General features: G+C 62.7%; 17 protein-coding genes. 16 read left to right on the top strand and 1 reads right to left on the bottom strand.

The annotated features are described in order from the left end of the window. Nucleotides 1-12: 12 nt before the first annotated feature. From paaB to paaZ, 16 genes are all read left to right on the top strand, one after another. A complete protein-coding gene (gene paaB, locus GCM43_RS06055) occupies nt 13-297 on the top strand; it encodes a 1,2-phenylacetyl-CoA epoxidase subunit PaaB (protein ID WP_152242636.1) in 285 nt (94 codons plus the stop codon). Nucleotides 298-311: 14 nt separating this feature from the next. Then, entirely contained in the window at nt 312-1064 is a 753-nt protein-coding gene (paaC, locus tag GCM43_RS06050) for a 1,2-phenylacetyl-CoA epoxidase subunit PaaC (protein WP_152242635.1), read from the top strand. Further along, on the top strand, nt 1064-1588 hold the full coding sequence (gene paaD, locus GCM43_RS06045) for a 1,2-phenylacetyl-CoA epoxidase subunit PaaD (RefSeq protein WP_152242634.1): 525 nt from the start codon (nt 1064-1066) through the stop codon (nt 1586-1588). The genes paaC and paaD overlap by 1 nt, the downstream gene beginning before the upstream one ends. 37 nt (nt 1589-1625) lie before the next feature. Next, the gene (gene paaE / locus GCM43_RS06040; protein WP_152242633.1) at nt 1626-2705 is read left to right on the top strand and encodes a 1,2-phenylacetyl-CoA epoxidase subunit PaaE; all 1080 of its coding nucleotides are present in this window, start codon (nt 1626-1628) and stop codon (nt 2703-2705) included. A 55-nt stretch (nt 2706-2760) separates the two neighbouring features. After that, on the top strand, nt 2761-3552 hold the full coding sequence (paaG, locus tag GCM43_RS06035) for a 2-(1,2-epoxy-1,2-dihydrophenyl)acetyl-CoA isomerase PaaG (RefSeq protein ID WP_152242632.1): 792 nt from the start codon (nt 2761-2763) through the stop codon (nt 3550-3552). Beyond that, nucleotides 3552-5120, top strand: coding sequence for a 3-hydroxyacyl-CoA dehydrogenase PaaH (gene paaH, locus GCM43_RS06030; protein WP_152242631.1), 1569 nt, complete (start codon nt 3552-3554; stop codon nt 5118-5120). Before paaG ends, paaH begins: the two co-directional genes overlap by 1 nt. Next, nucleotides 5110-5562 (top strand): hydroxyphenylacetyl-CoA thioesterase PaaI, encoded by a 453-nt coding sequence (gene paaI / locus GCM43_RS06025; protein WP_152242630.1) that lies wholly within the window; start codon nt 5110-5112, stop codon nt 5560-5562. The genes paaH and paaI overlap by 11 nt, the downstream gene beginning before the upstream one ends. 45 nt (nt 5563-5607) lie before the next feature. Further along, on the top strand, nt 5608-6936 hold the full coding sequence (gene paaK, locus GCM43_RS06020) for a phenylacetate--CoA ligase PaaK (protein WP_152242629.1): 1329 nt from the start codon (nt 5608-5610) through the stop codon (nt 6934-6936). Between the two features lie 18 nt (nt 6937-6954). Next, on the top strand, nt 6955-8160 hold the full coding sequence (gene pcaF / locus GCM43_RS06015) for a 3-oxoadipyl-CoA thiolase (RefSeq protein ID WP_152242628.1): 1206 nt from the start codon (nt 6955-6957) through the stop codon (nt 8158-8160). 69 nt (nt 8161-8229) lie between these two features. Continuing rightward, nucleotides 8230-9381, top strand: a complete 1152-nt coding sequence (locus GCM43_RS06010; RefSeq protein ID WP_152242627.1) for an ABC transporter substrate-binding protein — start codon at nt 8230-8232, stop codon at nt 9379-9381. A 69-nt stretch (nt 9382-9450) separates the two neighbouring features. Then, nucleotides 9451-10329: a branched-chain amino acid ABC transporter permease gene (locus GCM43_RS06005; protein ID WP_152242626.1), complete on the top strand. Its 879-nt coding sequence runs from the start codon at nt 9451-9453 to the stop codon at nt 10327-10329. After that, nucleotides 10326-11312: a branched-chain amino acid ABC transporter permease gene (locus GCM43_RS06000; RefSeq protein WP_152242625.1), complete on the top strand. Its 987-nt coding sequence runs from the start codon at nt 10326-10328 to the stop codon at nt 11310-11312. Before GCM43_RS06005 ends, GCM43_RS06000 begins: the two co-directional genes overlap by 4 nt. Nucleotide 11313: 1 nt before the next feature. Further along, nucleotides 11314-12069, top strand: coding sequence for an ABC transporter ATP-binding protein (locus GCM43_RS05995; RefSeq protein ID WP_152242624.1), 756 nt, complete (start codon nt 11314-11316; stop codon nt 12067-12069). After that, a complete protein-coding gene (locus tag GCM43_RS05990; protein ID WP_152242942.1) occupies nt 12069-12800 on the top strand; it encodes an ABC transporter ATP-binding protein in 732 nt (243 codons plus the stop codon). The genes GCM43_RS05995 and GCM43_RS05990 overlap by 1 nt, the downstream gene beginning before the upstream one ends. Before the next feature lie 133 nt (nt 12801-12933). Beyond that, nucleotides 12934-13548, top strand: a complete 615-nt coding sequence (gene paaY / locus GCM43_RS05985; protein WP_152242623.1) for a phenylacetic acid degradation protein PaaY — start codon at nt 12934-12936, stop codon at nt 13546-13548. A 20-nt stretch (nt 13549-13568) separates the two neighbouring features. Beyond that, on the top strand, nt 13569-15620 hold the full coding sequence (paaZ, locus tag GCM43_RS05980; protein ID WP_152242622.1) for a phenylacetic acid degradation bifunctional protein PaaZ: 2052 nt from the start codon (nt 13569-13571) through the stop codon (nt 15618-15620). Nucleotides 15621-15720: 100 nt separating this feature from the next. On the opposite strand, the gene GCM43_RS05975 is transcribed toward paaZ, so the two are convergent. After that, the gene (locus GCM43_RS05975) at nt 15721-16983 is read right to left on the bottom strand and encodes a M24 family metallopeptidase (RefSeq protein WP_152242621.1); all 1263 of its coding nucleotides are present in this window, start codon (nt 16981-16983) and stop codon (nt 15721-15723) included. Between the last annotated feature and the right edge of the window lie 55 nt (nt 16984-17038).

The following is a 17038-nucleotide window of genomic DNA, read 5'->3' as shown; positions in this document are numbered from 1 at the left end:
GGGGACAGCAAGATGAGCAAAGAATGGCCATTGTGGGAAGTCTTTATCCGCAGCCAGCACGGCCTGGCGCACAAGCATGTGGGCAGCCTGCATGCATCCGACGCCGCCATGGCGGTCAACAACGCGCGCGACGTCTATACGCGCCGCAATGAAGGCGTCAGCATCTGGGTGGTGCGCGCTGCCGATATCGTCGCCAGCAGCCCGGCCGACAAGGGCGCGCTGTTCGAACCGTCGAACAGCAAGGTGTACCGCCATCCGACCTTCTTCCCGATGCCGGAAGAAGTCAAGAATCTGTAATCGGGAAGCTGCACATGGATGACAAAGTTAATTACCTTTTGCGCATGGGCGACAACGCCCTGATCCTGAGCCAGCAGTTGTCCAAGCTGTGCGGCAAAGGCCCGGCGCTGGAAGAAGACATGGCGCTGACCAACGTCGCGCTCGATCTGCTGGGCCAGACGCGCATGTGGTTCAGCTACGCGGGCGAACTGGAAGGCCGGGGCCGCGACGAGGACGATATCGCCTTTCTGCGCGACGCCCACGATTTCCGGAACTGCCTGCTGCTCGAGCAGCCCAACGGCAATTACGCCGACACCATGATGCGCCAGTTCTTCTTCGACACCTGGCATTACTTCCAGCTGCTCGAACTGGCCAAATGCGGCGATGCGCGTATTGTCGAAGTGGCGCAAAAGTCGATCAAGGAAGTGACCTACCACCTGCGCCGCAGCGGCGATCTTGTGGTGCGCCTCGGCGACGGTACCGCTGTCAGCCACGCGAAAACGCAGGCTGCTGCCGATGCGCTGTGGAGCTACACCGGTGAGCTGTTCAAGTACGACGCCGTCGACCAGGCCATGGTGGACGCCGGCATTGCGCCGCCTGCCGAGGTGGTGCGCGCCGCCTTCCTGGAGCACGTGGCCGAGATTTTTGCCGAAGCGACGCTCGTCATGCCGCCCGCCGACGCCTGGATGCAAAAGGGCGGCAAGCAGGGCGCGCACAGCGAGCACCTGGGCTATATCCTGGCCGAGATGCAGTTCCTGCAGCGCGCCTATCCCGGGTCGGAGTGGTAATGAACGCCGCGGCTGCAGCGCTGGACGCGGCACAGGTCTGGGCTTGGCTCGGCGACGTGCCGGATCCGGAAATTCCCGTCATTTCGGTGGTGGACCTGGGCATCGTGCGCGCCGTCGAAGTGCACGGCGACGCCTGCGTGGTGACCATTACGCCAACCTATTCGGGCTGCCCGGCCATGCAGGTGATTGCCGACGCCGTGACCGAGGCGCTGCACAGCCATGGCGTACAGGACGTCACGCTGGTCAACCAGCTGTCGCCGGCCTGGACTACCGACTGGATGAGCGAGACCGGCAAGGCCAAACTGCACGGCTACGGCATTGCGCCTCCGCAGCAGCAAGTAATCGATATCAGCGGCTTGCGTGGGGGCGTGAAACGTTTGCCCGTGCCGAAGCTGGAGGTAGTCTGCCCGAACTGTGGCTCTGTCCACACGCAGCTGACCAGCCAGTTCGGCTCCACGCCCTGCAAGGCGCTCTACAAATGCCTGGACTGCCGCGAACCGTTTGACTACTTCAAGTGCCATTAAAAAAACAGGCACGATGCCAGAAACTGGAGATGGAAGCATGAGTAAATTTTATCCGCTGTCGGTGTCGAACGTGCGCAACGAAACGCGCGACACCATCGCCGTGACCTTCGATGTGCCGCTGGAGTTGCAGCAGCAGTTCCGTTTCCAGCAGGGCCAGCACCTGACGCTGCGCGCCAACATCAATGACGAAGACGTGCGCCGTTCCTACTCCATCTGCTCGGCCGTGCAGGACGGCACCTTGCGCGTGGCCATCAAGCGCACGCCCGGCGGCGCCTTTTCCACCTGGGCCAACGATACGCTCAAGGCCGGCGCCACCATCGAAGTGATGCCGCCGATGGGCCACTTCAACGTGCCGCTCGACTGCGTCAACCGCAAGCATTACCTGGCCTTTGCCTCGGGCAGCGGCATTACGCCCATCCTGTCGATTATCAAGACCACCTTGCTGACGGAACCCTTGAGCCGTTTCACGCTGTTCTACGGTAACCGCGCCTCGTCGTCCGTGATCTTCAAGGAAGAACTGACCGACCTGAAAGACGTGTACCTGGAGCGCCTGAATCTGGTGTATGTCATGAGCCGCGAACAGCAGGACATCGAGTTGTTCAACGGCCGCATCACCCAGGAAAAATGCGAGCAGTTCCTGCAGCACTGGATCAAGGTAGAGGACTACGACAACGCCTTTATCTGCGGTCCTGAAGACATGATGCTGGGCGTGTCCGCTGCCCTGCAGGCGGCCGGCATGCCCAAGCAGAATATCAAAATCGAACTGTTCGCCGCCAGCATCCCGAAAAATGCGCACAAGCCGCGCGCCCAGCTGGCCACCGGCACGGTCGCGGAAACTGAAGTGACCGTCATCCTGGATGGCAACCACACCACCTTCACCATGGACAAGGACAAGGAGTCCATTCTCGACGCCGGCCTGCGCCAGGGGATCGACATGCGCTACTCGTGCAAGGGTGGCGTGTGCTCGACCTGCCGCTGCAAGGTGATGGATGGCAAGGTCGAGATGGACGTCAACTACGCGCTGGAAGACTACGAAGTGGCACGCGGCTTCGTGCTCAGCTGCCAGAGTTTTCCGATCAGCGACAAGGTGGTGGTTGACTTCGACCAGGCTGAATAACAGCACACCCCAGTAGTGGCACTTGGGTTAACAATCAACAAAGACGAGACACCCCATGACCTACCAGAACATCCTCTTCACCATCGAGCAGGGCATCGCCACGCTCACCTTGAACCGCCCTGACAAGCTCAACAGCTTTACCCAGGCCATGCATGAAGAAGTGCGCGATGCGCTGGCGCGCGTCCATGCCGACAGCTCCGTGCGCGTATTCGTGCTGACCGGCGCCGGCCGTGGTTTCTGTGCCGGCCAGGATCTGTCGGACCGCGCCGTCGAACCGGGTTCCAAGGGCGTGGACCTGGGCGAATCGGTGGAAAAGAACTATGCGCCGCTGGTGCTGGCGCTGAAAGCGCTGCCAATGCCGGTGATCTGCGCCGTCAATGGCGTAGCGGCCGGTGCCGGCGCCAACCTGGCGCTGGCCTGCGATATCGTTATCGCCGGCAAGTCGGCCAGCTTTGTCGAAGTGTTCTGCAAGCTGGGCCTGATTCCGGATACCGGCGGCACCTTCTTCCTGCCGCGCCTGATCGGCTCTGCCCGCGCCATGGGCCTGGCCATGCTCGGCGAAAAGCTGACGGCGGAAAAAGCCGAAGACTGGGGCCTGATCTGGAAGTGCGTGGACGACGCCGAACTGGCTGCGGAGACGCGCAAGCTGGCCGTGCATTTCTCCACCGCGCCAACCAAGGGTCTGGCGCTGACCAAACAGGCGCTGGCCGCGAGCGGCGCCAATACCCTGCCGCAGCAGCTGGCGTTGGAAGCACGCATGATGAGTGAGCTCGGTAACAGCGAAGACTATCGCGAAGGCGTGGCCGCCTTTATGGAAAAACGCGTACCGCAATTCAAGGGGAAATAATGACTGCACTGCCAGAAAACAGCGTGGTGGCCGTGATCGGCAGCGGCGCCATGGGTGCCGGCATCGCACAGGTGGCAGCAGCCGCCGGCTACCGCGTCAAGCTCTATGACACGCGCCCTGAGGCGGTCAGCAAGGCGCTGCTTGACATCGGCAAGATGTATGGCAAGCTGGCCGAAAAGGGCCGCATGACGGCGCAGCAGGCGCAGGACGCAACGGCACGCCTGCAGCCGGCCGCCAGCCTGTCGGACGTCGCTGACGCGGCGCTGGTGGTGGAAGCCATCGTGGAAAACCTCGACGTCAAGCGCAGCGTGTTTGCCGAACTCGAAGCGGTGGTCAGCGAAGACTGCATCCTGGCCACCAATACCTCGTCGATCTCGGTTACCGCGATTGCCGCCAAGTTGCGTCACCCCGAGCGCCTGGTCGGCATGCATTTCTTTAACCCGGTGCCGCTGATGGCGCTGGTAGAGGTCATCAGTGGGCTGGCCACCAGTGCAGACGTGGCGGCGACCGTTTACGACACGGCGCAAGCCTGGGGCAAGATGCCCGTGCACGCCAAATCCACGCCCGGCTTTATCGTCAACCGCGTGGCCCGTCCCTTCTATGCCGAAGGCTGGCGTTTGCTGAGCGAACAGGCGGGCGACGCCGCCACTATCGATGCGGTGCTGCGCGAAGCTGGCGGTTTTCGCATGGGGCCGTTCGAGCTGATGGACCTGATCGGCCATGACGTCAATTTCTCGGTCACCCAGTCGGTGTTCGGCGCCTACTTCAACGATCCGCGCTTTACACCGTCGGTGCTGCAGCAGGAGATGGTCAACGCCGGCTTTTTGGGTCGCAAGTCTGGCCGTGGTTTCTACCATTATGGCGAGGGCGCCAGCGCGCCGGTGGCGCAGGAAGAAGCTGCGCAGGTGCGTCCGGACGTAGTGGCCTTGTCGAGCGCCATCGGCAGCGACGGCCGTGGCCATAGCGGCGTGATGCATGCACTGGTGCAGCGCCTGGAACAGGCCGGCATCAGCATCAACAGCCGCGTACTGCTTGAAGGCCAGGCGCAGGACGCCTCGCCTGCGCTCCATTGCAATGGCGCGACGATTTACCTGACCGACGGCCGCAGCGCTACCCAGCGCGCGCATGACAACGGCCATGCCGACACGGTGCTGTTCGACCTGGCACTCGATTATGCGACTGCTAAAAGAGTGGCGCTGGCGCGCGCCGACCAGTGCAGCGACGAAGCTTATGCCGCCGCCGTCGGCCTGTTCCAGGCGGCCGGCTTTGCTGTCACGCGCCTGGACGATGTGCCGGGCCTGGCCGTGATGCGCACGGTGGCCATGCTGGCCAACGAAGCCGCTGACGCCGTCAATCAGGGCGTGTGCACGGCGCAGGCAGTCGATATCGCCATGCAAAAAGGCGTCAACTATCCACGCGGCCCGCTGGCCTGGGCCGATGCCGTTGGCCTGGCCCATGTCGTCAGCGTGCTGCATCACCTGGCGCTGGGCTATGGCGAAGACCGCTACCGCGTCTCGCCGCTGCTGCGCCGCAAACTCGCCTCGGGAGCTGCATTTCATGCCGAATGAAGATATCAACATGAGCGCCCAGGCGCTGGCAGAAGCAGCTGCTGCCTCGATGCTGTCGCGCGATAACGCCACGGCCGCCATGGGCATTGCGCTGGCCGAGGTACGCCCTGGTTACGCGCGCATGACCATGACGGTGCGCGCCGACATGCTCAACGGCCACCAGACCTGCCACGGCGGTTTTATCTTTGCCCTGGCCGACAGCGCCTTTGCGTTTGCCTGCAACAGCTACAACCTCAATACGGTGGGGGCAGGCTGCACCATCGATTACCTGGCGCCGGGCCGCGAGGGCGATGTGCTGACGGCCGAAGGCGTCGAACAGGCGCTGGCGGGAAAAAGCGGCGTCTATGACGTCAGGGTCAGCAACCAGGAAGGGCGCGCCATTGCGCTGTTTCGCGGCAAGTCGATCCGCATAGCAGGTGAAGTCATACAAGAGCAGCATTGAACTGCCGCTTTGATTTGAACGGTTAAGAATACTAGGAGATACGAGATGGTCCAACGCACCCCGAACCCGAATGACCTCGAGCCGATCGAGCGCGCCAGCAAGGATGAACTGCAGGCGCTGCAGCTCGAGCGCATGAAATGGACGCTCAAGCATGCCTATGACAATGTGCCGCACTATCGCGCCGCGTTTGATGCAGCGGGCGTGCATCCGGACGACCTGAAGTCGCTGGCCGACCTGTCGAAATTCCCGTTCACCGATAAAAAGGTCCTGCGCGACAATTATCCGTTTGGCCTGTTTGCCGTGCCGCGCGAGCAGGTGGTGCGCATTCATGCATCGAGCGGCACTACCGGCAAGGCCACGGTGGTCGGCTACACGCAGAACGATATCGATACCTGGGCCAATGTGGTGGCGCGCTCGATTCGCGCCGGCGGCGGGCGTGCCGGCGACATGGTGCATATCTCGTATGGCTATGGCTTGTTTACCGGTGGCCTCGGCGCCCACTACGGCGCCGAGCGCCTGGGCTGTACGGTCATTCCGATGTCCGGCGGCCAGACCGAAAAGCAGGTACAGCTGATCCAGGATTTCAAGCCATCGATCATTATGGTCACGCCGTCGTACATGCTCAATATCATTGAAGAATTCACGCGCCAGGGCCTGGACCCGGCCGATTCGTCGCTGAAGGTCGGCATCTTTGGCGCCGAGCCGTGGACCGACGCCATGCGCTCGGAAATCGAGGCGCGCGCCGGCATCGATGCGGTCGATATCTACGGCCTGTCCGAAGTGATGGGCCCGGGCGTGGCCTCCGAATGCATCGAGAGCAAGGACGGCCCGGTCATCTGGGAAGACCATTTTTATCCCGAGATTATCGATCCGGAAACGGGTGAAGTGCTGCCGGACGGCTCGGAGGGCGAGCTGGTATTTACTTCGCTGTCGAAAGAAGCGCTGCCGATTATCCGCTACCGCACGCGCGACCTGACCCGTTTGCTGCCGCCGACGTCGCGCTCCATGCGCCGCATCGGCAAGATCACCGGCCGCTCGGATGACATGCTGATCATACGCGGCGTGAACGTCTTCCCGACGCAGATCGAAGAACTGATACTGAAGATGCCGAAACTGTCGCCGCAGTACCAGCTGGTGGTCACGCGAGACGGCCATCTGGACAAGCTCGAAGTGGTGGCAGAACTGCGCGTCGACCTGACTGTTTCGCTGTCGGCCAGCGAAACCGATGCACTGGCGCGCGAACTCGAGCACCGCATCAAGACCCATGTGGGCGTTTCCACCCGGGTGCGCCTGGTGGCCGCTTCGGCCATCGAGCGCACGCTGACGGGCAAGGCGCGCCGCGTGGTTGACCAGCGCCCGAAGATATTCTCCTAATCTATACGAGGACTGAACATGAACGACGCTTTTATCTGTGACGCCGTACGTACCCCGTTTGGCCGCTATGGCGGCGCACTGGCTGGCGTGCGCGCCGACGACCTGGGTGCGCTGCCTATCGCCGCGCTGATCGCCCGCAATCCGTCCGTCGACTGGTCCGCCATCGACGACGTGTTCTACGGCTGCGCCAACCAGGCCGGCGAAGACAACCGCAATGTCGGCCGCATGGCCGCATTGCTGGCCGGACTGCCGGTCGATGTGCCGGCCAATACCATCAACCGCCTGTGCGGCTCCAGCCTCGATGCAGTCGGCCTGGCGGCGCGTTCGATCAAGGCTGGCGAAGCGCAATTGATCATCGCCGGCGGTGTGGAAAGCATGACGCGCGCACCGTTCGTGATGGGCAAGGCCGACAGCGCCTTTTCGCGCGCGGCCAAGATTGAAGACACCACGCTGGGCTGGCGCTTTGTGAACGGCAAGATGAAAGCGCAGTACGGCATCGACACCATGCCGGAAACGGCGGAAAACGTGGCCGTGGAGTTCGGCATCAGCCGCGCCGACCAGGATGCACTGGCGCTGCGCAGCCAGCAGCGCTGGGCCGCTGCCCATGCTGCCGGCGTGTTTGACAGCGAAATCGTGCCGGTGGCCGTGCCGCAGAAAAAAGGCGATCCGAAAATGGTTACCACCGACGAGCATCCGCGCCCCGATACGTCACTGGAAATGCTGGCCAAGCTGAAAGGCGTGGTCAAGCCTGATGGCACCGTCACGGCCGGCAATGCCTCGGGCCTGAACGACGGCGCCTGCGCCATTTTGCTGGCCTCCGGTGCGGCGGTCGATAAATACAAGCTCAAGGCGCGCGCCAAAGTGCTGGGCATGGCTACGGCCGGCCTGGCGCCGCGCATCATGGGTTTCGGGCCTTCGCCGGCCACGCGCAAGGTGCTGGCGCAGACCGGCCTCACCATCGAGCAGATGGATGTGATTGAATTGAACGAGGCGTTTGCCGCGCAGGCGCTGGCCGTTACGCGCGACCTGGGCCTGGCCGACGACGCCGCGCATGTGAATCCGAACGGCGGCGCGATTGCCATCGGCCATCCGCTGGGCGCCTCGGGGGCGCGCCTGGTGATGGCCGCCCTGAACCAGCTCGAACGTACGGGCGGGCGCTATGCGCTGTGCACCATGTGCATCGGCGTGGGGCAGGGCATTGCCGTGATTATCGAACGAGTGTAAAAAATTAAAAAATGCGCAGTAAAAAAAGCGCTGACCATTGACCGTAGTGCCAACCTGGTGGAGACCACAATGATTGCCAATATCTTCAAGAAAACCCTGATCGCCGGCGTACTGGCCATGTCTGCTGCGGGCGCTTATGCGGCCGACAATATCAAGATCGGCTCGGTGCTGTCGGTGACCGGTCCGGCGGCGTTCCTGGGCGACCCTGAACTGAAAACGCTGCAGCTGTATATCGAGAAGATCAATGCGGCAGGCGGCGTGCTTGGCCGCAAGCTCGAACTGGTGCACTACGACGACGGCAGCGATGCGGCCAAAGCCAACGGCTTTACCAAGCGCCTGATCGAGTCGGACAAGGTCGATGTGCTGATCGGCGGCACCACCACTGGCGCCACCATGGCGATGGCGCCGCTGGTTGACCGCGCCAGCATGCCGTTCATCTCGTTGGCCGGCGCGGTGGTGGTGATCGACCCGGTCAAGAAATGGGTATTCAAGACGCCGCATACCGACCGCATGGCGGCCGAGAAGGTGTTTGAAGACATGAAAAAGCGCGGCATCACCAAGGTTGGCCTGCTGTCCGAAACCAGCGGCTTTGGCGCGTCGGGCCGCAAGGAGTCGCAGATTGTCGCCTCCAAATACGGCATCACGCTGGTGGCCGATGAAACCTATGGCCCGAAAGACACCGACATTACCGCGCAGCTGACCCGCATCAAGAACACAGCCGGCGTGCAGGCCGTATTCGTATTCGGCCTGGGCCAGGGCCCGGCGGTGGCCACCAAGAACTACGGCCAACTGGGCATGAGCGCACTACCAATGTACCAGTCGCACGGCGTGGCCTCGGATGAATACCTGAAGCTGTCGGGCAAGTCGGCCGAAGGCGTGCGCCTGCCTACGCCGGCGCTGCTGATCGGTGCCATGCTGCCTGACAGCGACGCGCAGAAAGCCATCGTGGTCGGCTACGACAAGACCTACAAGGACCGCTACAAGATCGACCCGTCGACCTTCGGCGGCTATGCGCTGGACGCCTTGAACCTGTCAGTGGACGCCATCAAGCGCGCCGGCGGCACCGACCGTGAAAAGGTGCGCGCGGCGCTGGAATCGACCAAGGGTTTTGTGGGCACCACCGGCGTATTCAATATGTCGGCCAAGGACCATATGGGCCTGGACCTGTCGGCTTTCCGCATGGTCGAAGTGAAGAACGGCGACTGGCAACTGCTGAAATAATGACAGGGTAGTAGACCGCTGCGCGAGGCGGCCTTGAGAGCCGCCCGCGCCATGACACTTGGAGACACCATGCACGTCGCACAATTTCTGCAGTTCCTGTATTCCGGGATGACCGTCGGTTCGGCCTACGCGCTGGCCGCACTGGGCTTTACCATTATCTACAACACCAGTGGCGTGATCAATTTCGCGCAGGGCGAATTCATCATGTTGGGCGGCATGCTGGCCGCCGTGATGGCCGCCGCCGGCGTGCCGCTGCCGCTGGCCATTATTCTGGCCGTGATCGCCACCGGCCTGGTCGGCCTGATCATGGAAAAAACCGTGATCGAACCGGCGCAAAATGCGCAGGTCATTACGCTGCTGATCATTACCATCGGCGCTTCGCTGGTGCTGCGCGGCCTGGTGCAGATTTTCCTCGGCAAGGATACCCATTCGCTGCCGGCCTTTTCGGGTGATGCACCGATTGAGTTCCTGGGCGCCAGCCTGCTGCCGCAAAGCCTGTGGGTGATGGGCGTGTCGGTGCTGATCGTGCTGGTGCTCGGCTGGTTCTTCGGCCGCACGCTGATGGGCAAAGCCATGCTGGCCACCTCGCACAACAAGCTTGCCGCCCAGCTGGTGGGCATCAACACGCGCAAGGTCCTGCTGTTCTCGTTCGGCCTGTCGGCTCTGTTGGGCGCGGCCGGCGGCATTCTGGTTGCGCCGATTACCTATACCTCGTATGACGCCGGCATCATGCTGGGCCTGAAAGGTTTTGTGGCGGCGGTATTGGGCGGCCTGGGCGGCGGCGTGGGCGCGATTGCCGGTGGCCTGATCCTCGGCATTGCCGAAGCCATGACGGCCGGCTATATCTCGTCGGCCTACAAGGATGCGGTGCCGTTCGTGCTGATCCTGCTGATCCTGTTCTTTATGCCGCAAGGCCTGTTTGGCGCCAAGAATTCGGAGCGTGTATGAAGACCCTGTTCAATCGTTCGCGCTACGCGGGCCTCTTGGTACTGGCGCTGGTGCTGGCCATCCTGCCGCTGTTCCTGACCAATGCGTTTTACTATGACGTGGCGATCCGCATAGCGCTGAACGCCATCGTGGTGATCGGCCTGAACCTGCTGATGGGCTATACCGGCCAGATCAGCCTGGGCCACGCGGGTTTTTACGGCCTGGGTGCGTATGCTTCGGCCGTGCTGACCACGCATTACGGCTGGCCGCCGCTGGCCGCACTGGCGGCGGGCGCCGTTGCCACCGGTTTGCTGGCGCTGCTGCTGGCGCGCCCGGTACTCAAACTCAAGGGCCATACGCTGGCCATGGCCACGCTGGGCCTGGGCATCATTATCTCCATCGTGATCAACAACGAGACGCAGTGGACCGGTGGTCCGGACGGCATCGGCGTATCGGCCTTTACGCTGGGCGGGCTGGAAATCGCCGGTGAAAAATCGTGGTACCTGGTATGCGCCGTGTTGCTGCTGCTGGTGACCTGGCTGGCGCTGAACCTGATCGATTCGCCGGTGGGCCGCGTGCTGCAGGCGATCCACGGCTCGGAAGTGGCGGCGCGCGTGGTCGGCGTCGATACTACCCGTTTCAAGGTGCGCGTGTTTGTGCTGTCGGCCGTGATTGCCAGTATTGCCGGCAGCATCAGTGCCCATTACATCGGCTTTATCACGCCCAACCTGGCCGGCTTCTTCCATTCGATCGAACTGGTGACGATGGTGGTGGTGGGCGGCATGGCGTCGATTTTCGGCTCGATTATCGGCGCCGCGCTGCTGACGATTTTGCCGCAGTTGCTGTCGAGTTTTGAGGGCTGGGAGACGGTGGTGTTCGGCGTGATTCTGATGGCCACCATGATCTTTATGCCCAAGGGCCTGGTGCCGAGCCTGGCCAGCCGTTCGCGCAAGCGCGCTGGCACGCCGAAGGCGCCGACCAAGCCATCGGTAAAGGAGACCTGAGATGCTGACGATTAAAAACCTGAGCAAGAGCTTTGGCGGCGTGCATGCGGTGCAGGATGTCAGCTTTACCGTCAAGGAAGGCAACATCCATTCCGTGATCGGCCCGAACGGCGCCGGCAAGACCACGCTGTTCAATCTGATCACGGGCGTCTATACACCGACCAAAGGCGAGATTTTGCTCAATGGTGAAAACGTGGCCGCCATGTCGCCCGATGCGCTGGCGCGGCGCGGCATGAGCCGCACCTTCCAGAATCTGCAGGTGTGCATGAACATGACGGCGATCGACAACGTGATGGTGGGCGCGCATCTGCGCCTGAACCAGAATCTGTTTGCCTCGATGCTGCGCCTGCCGTCGGTGCGCCGTGCCGATGCCGAGTGCCGTGACGAAGCGGCGCGCCTGATGGAGTTTGTCGGCGTGGGACGGCATCTGGACGACGAAGCCGGGCAGATGTCGTATGGCGCGCTGAAGCGCCTGGAGATTGCGCGTGCGCTCGCTGCCAAGCCGAAGGTACTGCTGCTCGATGAGCCGGCCGCTGGCCTGAACCATACCGAAACGGGCGAGATCGAAACGCTGATCCGCAAGGTGGCGCAGTCGGGCGTGACGGTGGTGTTGGTCGAGCATGACATGAAGCTGGTGATGAATCTGTCGGACCATATCCTGGTGCTCGACTATGGCAAGAAGCTGGCCGAAGGGACGGCCGCCGAAGTACGCGCCAATCCTGATGTGGTGGCGGCGTATCTGGGAGTGGCGGCATGATGATGACGGAAAAACCTCAGGCACCGTTGGTGCTCGATATCAAGGGGCTGACCAGCCACTATGGCCGCATCCAGGCGCTGCACGGCATCGACCTGCAGGTGCGCCAGGGACAGCTGGTGGCGCTGGTGGGCGCCAACGGCGCCGGCAAGACCACGCTGCTGCGCACCATCTCGGGCGTGCAGCCGATGAGCGCCGGCGCGATTGCGTTCGGCGGCCAGGATGTGACGCGCATGAGCGCCGACAAGCGCGTGCGCGCCGGCATCTGCCAGGTACCGGAAGGGCGCCAGGTGTTCGGCCCGATGACGGTGGAAGACAACCTGCGCCTGGGCGCCTTTACCCGCCCACAGCAGGAAGTGGCGGCGGACATGGAGCGCATGTACGGCCTGTTCCCGATCCTCAAGGAAAAGCGTTTGCTGCTGGCCGGTACGCTCTCAGGTGGGCAGCAGCAGATGCTGGCCATGGCGCGCGCGCTGATGGGCCGCCCGCAACTGCTGCTGCTCGACGAGCCGAGCATGGGCCTGGCGCCGCTGCTGATTGCCGAGATATTCCGCATCGTGGCCGAACTGCGCGACCAGGGCATCACCATCTTCCTGGTCGAACAGAACGCGCACGCCGCGCTGTCGATTGCCGATGTCGGCTACGTAATTGAAACCGGCGCCATCACCCTGTCCGGGCCGGGACCGGAATTGCTGCATAACGAGCAGGTGCAGAGCGCCTATCTGGGCATGTAACGAAGGACGTAGGTCGGATTAGGCCGCAGGCCGTAATCCGACAACATTGTTGGCGCTACAGGTGTTTGTCGGATTACGCCGTTCCGGCTAATCCGACCTACGCCCATGGCACGATAGTTAAAAGGAAAACACCATGGTCAAAGTCTACGAAATCAACGGCGTCACCCCCGTCGTTCATCCCAGCGCCTACGTGCATCCGAGCGCGGTGCTGATCGGCGACGTAATCGTCGGCCCACGCTGCTATATCGGGCCGCTGGCCTCGATCCGTGGCGACTTCGGGCGGCTGATCCTGGAAGAGGGCGCTAATTTGCAGGATACCTGCGTGATGCACGGCTTTCCCGGCTGCGATACGGTGGTCGAAGTCGACGGCCATATTGGCCATGGCGCCGTGCTGCATGGCTGCCGCATCGGGCGCAATGCGCTGGTGGGCATGAATGCGGTGGTGATGGACAACGCCGTGATCGGCGAAGAGTCCATCGTGGCCGCCATGAGTTTCGTCAAGGCCGGCATGATCGTCGCGCCACGCAGCATGGTGGTCGGCACGCCGGCGAAAATCATCCGCGCGCTGACCGAAGACGAAGTCAAATGGAAAACCTCGGGCACCAGCCAGTACCACGAACTGGCCGTGCGCTCGATGCACACGATGCGTGAAGTCGAGGCGCTGACGGAAGTCGAAGCGGATCGCCAGCGGCTCAATTTTGAATCGGCGCTGCCGCTGCATCTGCACAAAAACGCCGCCGCGCAATAACCAATATAGGAGGACAAACTATGGCTCATGTTTCAACCTTACAAAGCCTGATCGCCGGCCGCTGGCTGGGCGAATCGGCTAGCGTGCCCTTGCACAGCGCCTTGAACAACAGCGTGATTTATCACACCCACGGCGAGAAGATCGATTTCGAGGAAGCGGTCAGCTATGCGCGCAAGACCGGCGTGCCGGGACTGATGGCACTGGACTTCCAGCAGCGCGCGGCGCGCCTGAAGGCGTTGGCGTTGTACCTGGTCGAGCGCAAGGAAGAACTGTACGTGATTTCGCACCTGTCGGGCGCCACGCGCGCCGACAGTTGGGTCGATATCGAAGGTGGCACCGGCACCCTGTTTGCCTATGCCAGCATGGGCAGCAACGAGCTGCCGTCGTCGAACGTGCTGCATGAAGGCCCGGCCATTGCACTGGGCAAGAAGGGCGGCTTTGCCGGCACCCATATCCTGGTACCGCGCGGCGGCCTGGCCGTGCATATCAATGCGTTCAACTTCCCGATCTGGGGCCTGCTGGAAAAATTTGCCCCGAGCTTTCTCGCTGCCATGCCGTGCATCGCCAAGCCGGCCACCGCCACGAGCTACCTGACGCAGGCCGTGGTGCGCATGATGCATGAATCGGGCCTGCTGCCCGAAGGCAGCCTGCAGTTGGTGATCGGTTCGACCGGCGACCTGCTGGATCGCCTCAATGGCCAGGACTTTGTCACCTTTACCGGTTCGGCCGCCACGGCCGCCAAGCTGCGCACCAACCCGAACCTGATCGCGCAGTCGGTGCCGTTCAACGGCGAAGCCGATTCGCTCAACTGCGCCATCCTGGCGCCGGACGTCACGCCCGACGACGTGGAATTCGACCTGTTCGTCAAGGAAGTGGTGCGTGAGATGACGGGCAAATCGGGCCAGAAATGCACGGCGATCCGCCGCATTATCGTGCCTGAACACCTGATGGACGCCGTCGGCACGCGCCTGCGCGAACGCCTGGCCAAGGTGGTGGTGGGCGACCCGTCCATCGACGGCGTGCGCATGGGCGCGCTGGCATCGAAAGAACAGCAAAGCGATGTAGCCGAACGCGTGGCCACGCTCTCGCAAGGCAATGAAGTCGTGTTTGGCGCAGCCGACGGCTTCAATCCGCTCGGCGACGGCGCGCATGATGGCAGCTTCTTCTCGCCGACGCTGCTGTTGTGCCGCGACGGCTTCGGCAACGACGCCGTGCATGACGTGGAAGCGTTTGGCCCGGTCAGCACCATGATGCCTTACCACGATATCGACGAAGCGCTGGCGCTGGCCGCGCGTGGCAAGGGCAGCCTGGTGACCACGCTGGTCACGCGCGATCCGAAAACGGCAGCGCGCATGGTGCCGGCCGTGGCCGCCACCCATGGCCGCGTGCATGTGCTTGAACGCGAGGCATCGGTTGACTCGACCGGTCACGGCTCGCCTTTGCCGCAACTCAAACACGGCGGTCCTGGCCGCGCTGGCGGCGGCGAAGAACTGGGCGGCGTGCGCGCCGTGCGCCACTACCTGCAGCGCGCGGCAGTACAGGGCTCGCCCACCATGCTCGCTGCCATTACCGGCGAATACGTGCGTGGCGCCGCTGTCAATGAAAGCCCGATCCACCCGTTCCGCAAGCACTTCGAAGACCTGAAAACGGGCGACTCGTTGCTGACGCATCGCCGTACCGTGAGCGAAGCCGATATCGTCTCCTTTGGCGGCATCTCGGGCGACTTCTTCTATATGCACTTCGATGAAATCGCGGCAAAAGAATCCCAGTTCGGCAAGCGCATTGCGCACGGCTACTTCGTGCTGTCGGCCGCTGCCGGCCTGTTTGTCTCGCCGGGCGTGGGTCCGGTGCTGGCCAACTATGGCCTCGACAACCTGCGCTTCGTGGCGCCGGTGGCCATCGGCGACACTATCCGCGCGCGCCTGACCTGCAAACGCAAGGTCGACCGCAACCGCAAGGACGTGTTTGGCGTCGGCCAGGGCGTGGTGGCGTGGGACGTGCAGGTGACCAACCAGAACGATGAGCTGGTGGCCAGTTATGACATTTTGACGCTGGTGTCGAAGCGGGAATAAATGCGCGATGGTGGTGTTGTCGGCGGTGTTGTCGGATTACGGCCTGCGGCCTAATCCGACCTACGATCTGTTGGCGTCAACAATGTTGTCGGATTACGCGCTATGCGCTAATCCGACCTACGCCCAATCCAAACGGATCATCAATACTGTGCGCCGGCTGCGTAAACCAGCGCGGGCCGTTTGCGGTCATGTAGAAGTGGTCTTCATGGCGGATGCCGAATTCGCCGGGAATGCAGATCATCGGCTCGTTCGAGAAGCACATGCCCACGTCGAGCGGCGTGGTGTCGCTGCCGACCAGGTAGGGCCATTCGTGGATATCAAGGCCGATGCCGTGGCCGGTGCGGTGCGGCAGGCCGGGCAGTTTGTAGCCGGGGCCAAAGCCGTCTTCTTCCAGCGATGCGCGCGCGGCGCGGTCGACGTCGCCGCAAGGCACGCCGAGCTGCGCCGCCGCAAACGCTGCCGCCTGGGCTTTTTTCTCGCTGTTCCATACGCTGCGCTGGTGCTCGCTGATGGCGCCAAATACATAGGTGCGGGTAATGTCGGAAATATAGTTCAGCACCTGGCAGCCGGTATCGATCAGCACCGTGTCACCCGCTTTCAGGGTCTGCACGTAGTTGACGCCATGCGGATAGGCGGTTGCTTCACCAAACAGCACGATGCAGAAATACGAGCGCGGCGCGCCCACCTTGCGGTGCGCCTTCTGGATGAATTCGTCCACTTCGACTGTGGTGATGCCTTCGTGCAGCATGCTGGCCGTGGCCACGTGCACGGCAAGCGTCATGTCCATGGCGCGCTGCATCAGCGCGATCTCGGCCGGCGATTTGCGGCTGCGGCAGTACGCCGTCACGCTGCGCGCGTTTTCCAGCGCATAGCCGGTTGCCGGCGGCTTGATGCCGTCGGCAATAAAGAAGGCGGCGCTTTCATCGATGCCGATGCGCGGCGGCTGCGCCGCATTTTGCGCGATGCCGATCCGTGCCAGCACGTCGACAAACAGCTGGTACGGGCTTTCATGCTCTTCCCAGCAGTTGACGCGTCCTTCGATCAGCATAAAGCCTTGCAGCGTGCTTTCTTCAAAGGCCGGGGCGATATATTCGAGTGCGCCTTGAGCCGGCAGGATGGCGCCGACCATGCGTTCGCTTGCATACCATTTGGTGCCGGTGAAATAGGTGAGGTTGGCGCCGGCATTGAGGTAGATGGCAGCGATGCCCTGCTGGCACATAAACGCTTGCGCTTTGGCGATGCGCTGCGCATGTTCGTCCTTGCCGATGGGGGCCAGGCCGTCTGTCATGCCTGACAGCGATGCCAGTGCTTCTTCGGCGGATTTGCCGCCGATGCCGATGCCAGTGTTGATGCCGCTGTTCATGCCTGCTCCAAAGAGGTTTCCGAAGGCAGGCATGATAGCAGCCGCCTCCGGAGAA

The sequence above is a fragment of the Janthinobacterium aquaticum genome (assembly GCF_009208565.1).
Taxonomy (GTDB): domain Bacteria; phylum Pseudomonadota; class Gammaproteobacteria; order Burkholderiales; family Burkholderiaceae_D; genus Janthinobacterium.
Note: the sequence above shows the minus strand (reverse complement) of the source record. Positions and strands in the feature narration are given on the sequence as shown.

Excerpts from the sequence above, each read along its gene's own strand:
- paaB (WP_152242636.1), top strand. The coding sequence starts at position 13 with ATGAGCAAAGAATGGCCATTGTGGGAAGTCTTTATCCGCAGCCAGCAC.
- paaC (WP_152242635.1), top strand. The coding sequence starts at position 312 with ATGGATGACAAAGTTAATTACCTTTTGCGCATGGGCGACAACGCCCTG.
- paaD (WP_152242634.1), top strand. The coding sequence starts at position 1,064 with ATGAACGCCGCGGCTGCAGCGCTGGACGCGGCACAGGTCTGGGCTTGG.
- paaE (WP_152242633.1), top strand. The coding sequence starts at position 1,626 with ATGAGTAAATTTTATCCGCTGTCGGTGTCGAACGTGCGCAACGAAACG.
- paaG (WP_152242632.1), top strand. The coding sequence starts at position 2,761 with ATGACCTACCAGAACATCCTCTTCACCATCGAGCAGGGCATCGCCACG.
- paaH (WP_152242631.1), top strand. The coding sequence starts at position 3,552 with ATGACTGCACTGCCAGAAAACAGCGTGGTGGCCGTGATCGGCAGCGGC.
- paaI (WP_152242630.1), top strand. The coding sequence starts at position 5,110 with ATGCCGAATGAAGATATCAACATGAGCGCCCAGGCGCTGGCAGAAGCA.
- paaK (WP_152242629.1), top strand. The coding sequence starts at position 5,608 with ATGGTCCAACGCACCCCGAACCCGAATGACCTCGAGCCGATCGAGCGC.
- pcaF (WP_152242628.1), top strand. The coding sequence starts at position 6,955 with ATGAACGACGCTTTTATCTGTGACGCCGTACGTACCCCGTTTGGCCGC.
- GCM43_RS06010 (WP_152242627.1), top strand. The coding sequence starts at position 8,230 with ATGATTGCCAATATCTTCAAGAAAACCCTGATCGCCGGCGTACTGGCC.
- GCM43_RS06005 (WP_152242626.1), top strand. The coding sequence starts at position 9,451 with ATGCACGTCGCACAATTTCTGCAGTTCCTGTATTCCGGGATGACCGTC.
- GCM43_RS06000 (WP_152242625.1), top strand. The coding sequence starts at position 10,326 with ATGAAGACCCTGTTCAATCGTTCGCGCTACGCGGGCCTCTTGGTACTG.
- GCM43_RS05995 (WP_152242624.1), top strand. The coding sequence starts at position 11,314 with ATGCTGACGATTAAAAACCTGAGCAAGAGCTTTGGCGGCGTGCATGCG.
- GCM43_RS05990 (WP_152242942.1), top strand. The coding sequence starts at position 12,069 with ATGATGACGGAAAAACCTCAGGCACCGTTGGTGCTCGATATCAAGGGG.
- paaY (WP_152242623.1), top strand. The coding sequence starts at position 12,934 with ATGGTCAAAGTCTACGAAATCAACGGCGTCACCCCCGTCGTTCATCCC.
- paaZ (WP_152242622.1), top strand. The coding sequence starts at position 13,569 with ATGGCTCATGTTTCAACCTTACAAAGCCTGATCGCCGGCCGCTGGCTG.
- GCM43_RS05975 (WP_152242621.1), bottom strand. The coding sequence starts at position 16,983 with ATGAACAGCGGCATCAACACTGGCATCGGCATCGGCGGCAAATCCGCC.